The sequence below is a fragment of the Cupriavidus sp. 22TCCZM01-5 genome (assembly GCF_057798915.1).
This window is the reverse complement of the sequence record NZ_JBYOJR010000016.1, coordinates 133336-139594: the sequence shown is the minus strand read 5'-3', so window position 1 is coordinate 139594 and position 6259 is coordinate 133336. Positions and strand designations below refer to the sequence as shown.

7 protein-coding genes are annotated in these 6259 nt (G+C 58.2%); 4 read left to right on the top strand and 3 right to left on the bottom strand.

Annotation, left to right across the window (positions count from 1 at the left end):
• Positions 1-171: 171 nt before the first annotated feature.
• Positions 172-546, bottom strand: a complete 375-nt coding sequence (locus tag AC3FNH_RS17010) for a PHA-granule associated protein 4 (RefSeq protein ID WP_488720900.1) — start codon at positions 544-546, stop codon at positions 172-174.
• Positions 547-1002: 456 nt separating this feature from the next.
• On the bottom strand, positions 1003-2070 hold the full coding sequence (gene pstS, locus AC3FNH_RS17005; RefSeq protein ID WP_488720908.1) for a phosphate ABC transporter substrate-binding protein PstS: 1068 nt from the start codon (positions 2068-2070) through the stop codon (positions 1003-1005).
• Between the two features lie 315 nt (positions 2071-2385).
• Between pstS and AC3FNH_RS17000 the strand changes: the two genes are divergently transcribed.
• The 4 genes from AC3FNH_RS17000 (at position 2386) to phaZ (ending at position 5315) form a co-directional block, all read left to right on the top strand.
• Positions 2386-2700, top strand: coding sequence for an H-NS histone family protein (locus AC3FNH_RS17000; RefSeq protein WP_488720899.1), 315 nt, complete (start codon positions 2386-2388; stop codon positions 2698-2700).
• A 408-nt stretch (positions 2701-3108) separates the two neighbouring features.
• Positions 3109-3420 (top strand): H-NS histone family protein, encoded by a 312-nt coding sequence (locus AC3FNH_RS16995; RefSeq protein ID WP_114135866.1) that lies wholly within the window; start codon positions 3109-3111, stop codon positions 3418-3420.
• Between the two features lie 82 nt (positions 3421-3502).
• Positions 3503-3811, top strand: a complete 309-nt coding sequence (locus AC3FNH_RS16990; protein WP_488720898.1) for a hypothetical protein — start codon at positions 3503-3505, stop codon at positions 3809-3811.
• 262 nt (positions 3812-4073) lie between these two features.
• Positions 4074-5315, top strand: a complete 1242-nt coding sequence (gene phaZ, locus AC3FNH_RS16985; protein ID WP_488720897.1) for a polyhydroxyalkanoate depolymerase — start codon at positions 4074-4076, stop codon at positions 5313-5315.
• A 300-nt stretch (positions 5316-5615) separates the two neighbouring features.
• Here phaZ and AC3FNH_RS16980 read toward each other — a convergent pair whose 3' ends face one another.
• The gene (locus tag AC3FNH_RS16980) at positions 5616-5816 is read right to left on the bottom strand and encodes a hypothetical protein (RefSeq protein ID WP_435385750.1); all 201 of its coding nucleotides are present in this window, start codon (positions 5814-5816) and stop codon (positions 5616-5618) included.
• Positions 5817-6259: the final 443 nt, after the last annotated feature.

Genomic DNA, 6259 nt, shown 5'->3' with positions numbered 1-6259 from the left:
GTCCGCCATGAATCAGTTTGCTATTCTGTATGGCGAGCGATTTACTGCCGCTCGAAGCTGACAGAATTCAAAACCGCCTCGCACACAAAAATACGGACAGGCCCCCGCCGTCGAGTACCCGCGCTTCCCGACAGCGGACTGTTCATTGTCGAAAGGACAGACCGCACCAGCTTACTCTGTCCAATGTGCATCCACCTCTCTCATCAAGTGCCCCGCGAGAATATAGTCCCCCAACCTCGCCGCCTTTGCCTCCAGGCACTCTAGCTCATCTGCTGGCAAGTCGTTGAGCTCAAACTGACAGTACAGATTCCGCTGCCGGAACGTTGTCTTTGGTCGCAATAGGCCGGCAACGAGCGCAGCCGGCGAGCGTACGGCAATGTTTTCGTGCCCGCGATACTCGACGCGTATCCCAACCTTCTGGCCGAGCCTGCCGAGTTCAACTGCATCCTGCCAACCTGACTCGTAGTCCAACTCGACCACCGTTACTCCCTCTGTTTCCAGGAGCTTCAGTGCCTCCCCTCTGGTTCCAGCTCGAGCTGTCGCCATTCTGTCCTCCGCGGCTTCCCTCGGCGGCGGTCGGCGTATTTGCCAGCCGCAAATATGGCGTGTGGCTATTCGTGCGCTTCTTCGGCCATGGTCCTATATTGCACGGCAACATTGTAAGGGGCAGCTTCGTTTGCTGGATGCAGCCCTTCGAGCAGATAGGAATCCTTGCATAAGGCTGGGAAGACCCTGGGGGGCTATGTACCGCGAAGCGTGGTATCCGGGCAGGGCCCATCGACGGCTGTTGATGCGCGGTGCTCAGAGCTACCGATGCGGCTTCTCCGAAGGGGTCGCTATATGGTCGATATTTTATGACGTCGGGGCTCGCCGACTGCGTGGCGGAGTTCGCGGTCTTCGATGATTCCTTCGCTGCATGCAGGGCACTGCATTGCCCTCAGCACAATAGTCTTGTTTGGCTCAGGAGCCTTTTGCGCCGCGGACTTGGCAAATTCAAGGCGTTTATGGCTTGGGGCCGGGCGTGCTCGCCATGCTTTGCAAGCCAATCATGGCACCGGACTCATCAGTGATTCGCGCGAGTTCGCGATAGGCATTTGCCTGAACGCGCTCCGGTAGGGGGACGAACTTCGCCCGTCGGGCCAAGTCGTCTCCGCGCAAGTATCCCCAGGTGACAAAGCGAAGCGCTGCTAGAGTTTGCTTTGCAGATTTACTGATTTCGGGCACGGCAACGAACGTGCCCATCGTAATGGGCCATGTGTCTCGGCCCGGGCGATTGACAAGACTACTGGAAAAATCGCCCTTTCTGTTCCAGTCGCTATTCAACACTGCCTCGCGGAAGCTGCTGACCTGAGCGGTAACGAAATTCCCTGCAGCGTTGCGTAACTGCACGGGGCTCAGGCCGGCGTCGAGCACGTAGTTGTAGTCGATGTAAGCGATGGTTCCAGGGGTGCTTCGGACCGCTCGGACGACCTCGTCGCTTCCTTTTGCAGTGAGAAAACCGACCGGCGAGGAGAGGGAAGACTTCGTGCCGAAGGCGATCTTCCAATCGTCGCTGACATTGCTCAGATAGTCCGTGAAGTGAAAAGTCGTGCCTGAACCGTCAGCGCGTACCACCGGTCGAATCTTCAGCTTTGGAAGCGAGATACCAGGATTCAGCGCTTGAATTTCGGTAGCATCCCACGCGTCAAGTTTCCCTAGGAATATCTTGGCCAGCACGTCGCCGGTAAGCCGCAATTGGCCCTGGGCAACAGAAGGAAGATTGACAACCGGAACAGCCGCAGTTACCACGGTTGGCACCAGTACCAAATGGACACGCTTTGCTTCCGACGCCGAAAGTGGCACATCCGACGCCCCAAAATCGATGCCTCCATCGCGTATGCGCTTCATGCCCTCGCTCGAGCCCACCGCTTCGTACGCGATATTTACGCCTGTGGACGCTTTGTAGGATTCCGCCCAAATCTGGTAGACGGGTGCCGCGGCGGTTGAGCCTGCCCCACGAACCTGCGCGCTCGCAAGAGGAGAGATAAATGGCATCAGAGCGGCAAGGGCGAGTGCAGCTTTATATGGCATGGACGGCAGGAGGAAGTTTTGGCCCGATTGTACTTGTTTACGCTTGAAGCCATGCGCTGCCGGCGCAGGAGGCGAGGGAGGCAAGAACGCGAACGTAGCCATTTGCGCGAGCCACGGATGAGGTAATTGGCCGCACGTGCAGGCCATGCATGGATGGGGAAGGTTATCGGCCGGGACCCGGGCCATACGTTAATACAGACATTCATTTCGATTGAACGGATTACAAAGTTCCGTCTGAGGGTAGCGAACGACTATCTTGCCGACCGACTTGAGAATGCGTATAAATTAAACGTGACTGAAAAATTGGAGACAAGAATGGCAACGTATCAGGAATTGTTGGCGCAGAAGCAAGCGTTGGAAGCCAAAATCGAAGAGGTGCGTTCGACTGAGGTCGCGGGCGTCATCGAACAGATTCGCGAGCTGATGGCTCGATATGGTCTGTCGCCGGAAGACGTGGCGCCGCGTCGTCGTCGGGGCCGGCCCGCAAGTACAGCGTCCGCGGCCACCGAGAAAGCACCGCTGCCGCCGAAGTACATGGATCCCAAAACCGGAAAAACCTGGTCGGGACGTGGCCGGACGCCGGCGTGGCTGGGCAAGAGGCCTGAGCGTTTCCTTATCCAGCAGGAATGATCGATTGCACGCGTGTCGTCCCTTGAACGACGACGCCTCAATCGACTCTCCACGAGACTGTCAATGTGACCAGGCAGGCGGCAGCCCTATCTGCGGGTTGCCGTAGAACCTGACTTTGACGGTGGAGAGGATGAGCCGGCGGGAACGATGTTGGTCCGCTGTGAGGCGATGCACACTCGCCCGCAAAATCGGCAGGTTTAGAAACAAACCATGGATCCTGCCGAGGCGTCACGCCCCCTATGCAGGGAGTCCTGAAAAGACCAACCAGTCTGCAGTTGACGTTTCATGTATCTCGCGATGGCAGGGGGTTGCCCTACATTAACTTCTGGCCCGATGTCGTTGAATTCGGGTGGCATTACATCGAATTAAACTATCGTCTCTCAGACCTCGACTAGAAAGGAAACTCATATGGCATCCTATAAGGAACTCATGTCCCAGAAGCAGGCCCTCGAAGCCCAACTGGAAGAGGTACGCGCGAATGAAGTAGCAGGCGTCATCGAGAAGATTCAGACCCTGATGGCGGAGTATGGCTTGACGGTCGAAGACATCTCCAAGCGCCGTCGCGGCCGTCCAGCAGGTAGCGGTGCAAGCAAGCCGAAGTCCGAACTGCCCCCCAAGTACCGCGACCCCAAGACAGGGAAGACTTGGTCCGGCCGTGGTCGCCAACCGGCCTGGCTTGGTAAGAACCCCAAGAGATTCCTGATTGCAGAAGAAGCCTAAACTTCGGCTTCTGCACCCCGCGAGGGAATAGATTTCGCCCCTGCCCGCAATGCAGGGGTTTTGTTTTTTTTGCACTGCTGCCATGTTCTTTGAAGCGATTCATGCCGAGATCATGCTTGCCCGGCCATACCTGATTCCTCGCGAGCGCACAGAGAAAGGGATAAGGAATGGGTATTCTTATTGGCTGCGGGTTCCGCCCAGCAAGGAGCTGAGAGTCATCCGTCTTTCGCAAGAGGGTAGTGGCTACGAGCTCGTGCGTTCGGCCAGCGAGCGCAAAGCACGAGAGACGGTACGACAGCGCTTCTCCGGCTCAGTAGCCGAGCTTTTGGCCATCATCGATGAGCAGGTGGAAATTATCCGGAAACACGAATTAGTCAGTTTCCCCGGTTAGTACCGACGCAGCGGTTCGGCCAAGGGCTCATCCCTCCGCATTGTTCAGCCATTGCCGCATCAACGTGCTGTGGCTAACGATGATCGCCGCGGCCAAAGAATCTGTCATTCCACCGACCAGGTCACCGCAGCGGTGTTGCATCGATCTTTGGCACTGCAGCAATAGCTGCCCGATCTATAGTGAAACTCTGGTACGCCCCCCGCAACCCGGCTAGGTACAGGGGGCCGCAGACCCTGCCCAGCGTACTTTCTTGGAGACCTCCATGCTCTACCGGTTCATGGAGTATCAGCGCGCAATATTCGCGCCATTCGCTGTGTGGGCAGCGAACGCGGCGAGCGCGTTTTCCGATCATGGGAACCCCCTGTCGCAGATACCGGGCGCTCCCGCCTTTGCCGCTGGTTACGAAATGCTGTACCGTCTGGGACAAGCCCCCAACAAGCCGGGATTCGGTATCGCAGCCGTCGAGCACAACGGCTGCGTCATCCCCGTGGTCGAGCAAGTCGTCCTGGAGAGGGCATTTTGCCGCCTTTTGCGCTTCGCACCTGATCCGGTTGCACTTGGCGCCGCCGCGTCGCATCCAAGACCTGCTGTGCTGGTCTGTGCACCGCTGGCTGGGCATCACGCCGTCATGCTTCGCGAGATCATCGAAACCTTATTGGCCGAGCATATCGTCTATGTGACGGACTGGTCTGACGCGCGCTGCGTGCCCCTGGTGGCTGGGCCATTTCACTTGGATGACTATGTCACCGAACTGCAGGCGTTTATCCGTCAGATTGGCGCGGCAGATCCGCTGCACGTGATTGCCATCTGTCAGGCCACCGTGCCAGCCCTGGCGGCTATTTCCCTGTTGGCCAGCGCGGATGAGCCGACTCCCAGGAGCCTGGTCCTCATGGGCGGGCCGATTGATGCGCGTCGCAGCCCCACCGCGGTGGGAAAATTGGCCACAGACCACTCCCTCATGTGGTTTCAACAGAATTTGATCTATACAGTGCCCGATCGCTACGCCGGTGCCGGTCGCAAGGTGTGCCCGAACTTCCTGCAGCTTGCCGGCTTGATGGCAGCACAGCCAGGTCTTTTGATGACGTCGCACTGGAACTACTATTTGGAGCTCGCGCTGGGCGACTACGAGCGTGCCGAAGCCCTCCGGCGCGTTTGCGATGCGCATCATGCGGTGCTCGACATGGCGGCCGAGTTCTACCTGGATACCATCCAGATCGTGTTCCAGGAATTCCGTCTGGCACGCGGCAATTGGTTCGTGCACGGCCAGCCTGTGCGTCCGCAAGACATCCGCGCTACTACGCTACTGACCATAGAAGGCGACCACGACGCCATCTCCGGCTGCGGGCAGACTCAGGCAGCGCACGGCCTGTGTCGAGGCATTGCGGCACGCGACAAGCGGCACGTGACGGCACGCCGGTGCGGCCACTATGATCTTTTCTCTGGCCCCCGGTGGCACTCCGAGATATACCCTGGCATCCGCGCCCTAACTCGACAAGATACCTAGCCGCAGTGCCCGCGCCGATCATGCAAACACCACAGTTGGCATCACCTGCAAGCGGCAGTCGCAAGAATTCGTGTCGGCCGTCCACGATGACGTTGCTCCACTGGGCCTAGCAATATCGCTTCTCCAACGAGGCAATTGTGATCCGCGGCATTCGGCGTTAGCAATCCTTCGCGACAAATAGGTCTCAACGTGATCGGGGCCTATCGATACCTCATACAACTCGTCTCGAGTCATGGAGGTGGACACCATTCATTCCCGGTGCCAAGAGCGAGGATCGCGCCGCCTGCCGCACGAGCCGTGTTACGGAATGCGGCGCAGGGCTTCAAGCATAGAAGCCCCTTGACTCGTCAAGCGAGGGTGGGCACTACCGCTACCATGGCCATGCTCCATCGTCACCAGTTTGTGTATCAGCAATCCGTCCAGTTGTTCTGGTTCGAGATCGTCGATGTCTTGGGCATCGCCAAGCAGTAACAGCGCGGCGATTTCATGCGGACTGAGCATGTCAGGCTCCTTTGTCTGGATCGGAAAAAGGAACTACGACTGCAGGTCCGTGGATGGAGTTCCACGGGGGATTGTAGGAACGGGGCCGAGTGAACTCGGTGCGAGGACGCGCTGAATATGCGCACACCGAGCGTTCACCCTAAACCGTTTTGTCAGCAGAATCAAGCTCTACGCGTGCTGCGATGCAGCGGAGCAAAGCCGAGACACATCGAATTGTTGGTTGATGTGACTGTGGGCCAGCCACGATCACAGTGGCCTTTCACTGGTCTTAGCAGGTGCGGCGAGAGCTTGCATCTAAGACAGAAAATCGGAGCAAGCTGGCATTGCGGTGAGTACGCACCGATATGGCATGCGCGGACAGATGGGGCGACACCATGGAAACCGTTTACCTGCCGAGGGGCTGCATCCCGTGCCACACCTCCGAATAATGACCCGACGGGGCA

What these genes read in the sequence shown, in the direction of transcription:
- AC3FNH_RS17010 (WP_488720900.1), bottom strand. Translation starts at nt 546, where the DNA reads ATGGCGACAGCTCGAGCTGGAACCAGAGGGGAGGCACTGAAGCTCCTG.
- pstS (WP_488720908.1), bottom strand. Translation starts at nt 2,070, where the DNA reads ATGCCATATAAAGCTGCACTCGCCCTTGCCGCTCTGATGCCATTTATC.
- AC3FNH_RS17000 (WP_488720899.1), top strand. Translation starts at nt 2,386, where the DNA reads ATGGCAACGTATCAGGAATTGTTGGCGCAGAAGCAAGCGTTGGAAGCC.
- AC3FNH_RS16995 (WP_114135866.1), top strand. Translation starts at nt 3,109, where the DNA reads ATGGCATCCTATAAGGAACTCATGTCCCAGAAGCAGGCCCTCGAAGCC.
- AC3FNH_RS16990 (WP_488720898.1), top strand. Translation starts at nt 3,503, where the DNA reads ATGTTCTTTGAAGCGATTCATGCCGAGATCATGCTTGCCCGGCCATAC.
- phaZ (WP_488720897.1), top strand. Translation starts at nt 4,074, where the DNA reads ATGCTCTACCGGTTCATGGAGTATCAGCGCGCAATATTCGCGCCATTC.
- AC3FNH_RS16980 (WP_435385750.1), bottom strand. Translation starts at nt 5,816, where the DNA reads ATGCTCAGTCCGCATGAAATCGCCGCGCTGTTACTGCTTGGCGATGCC.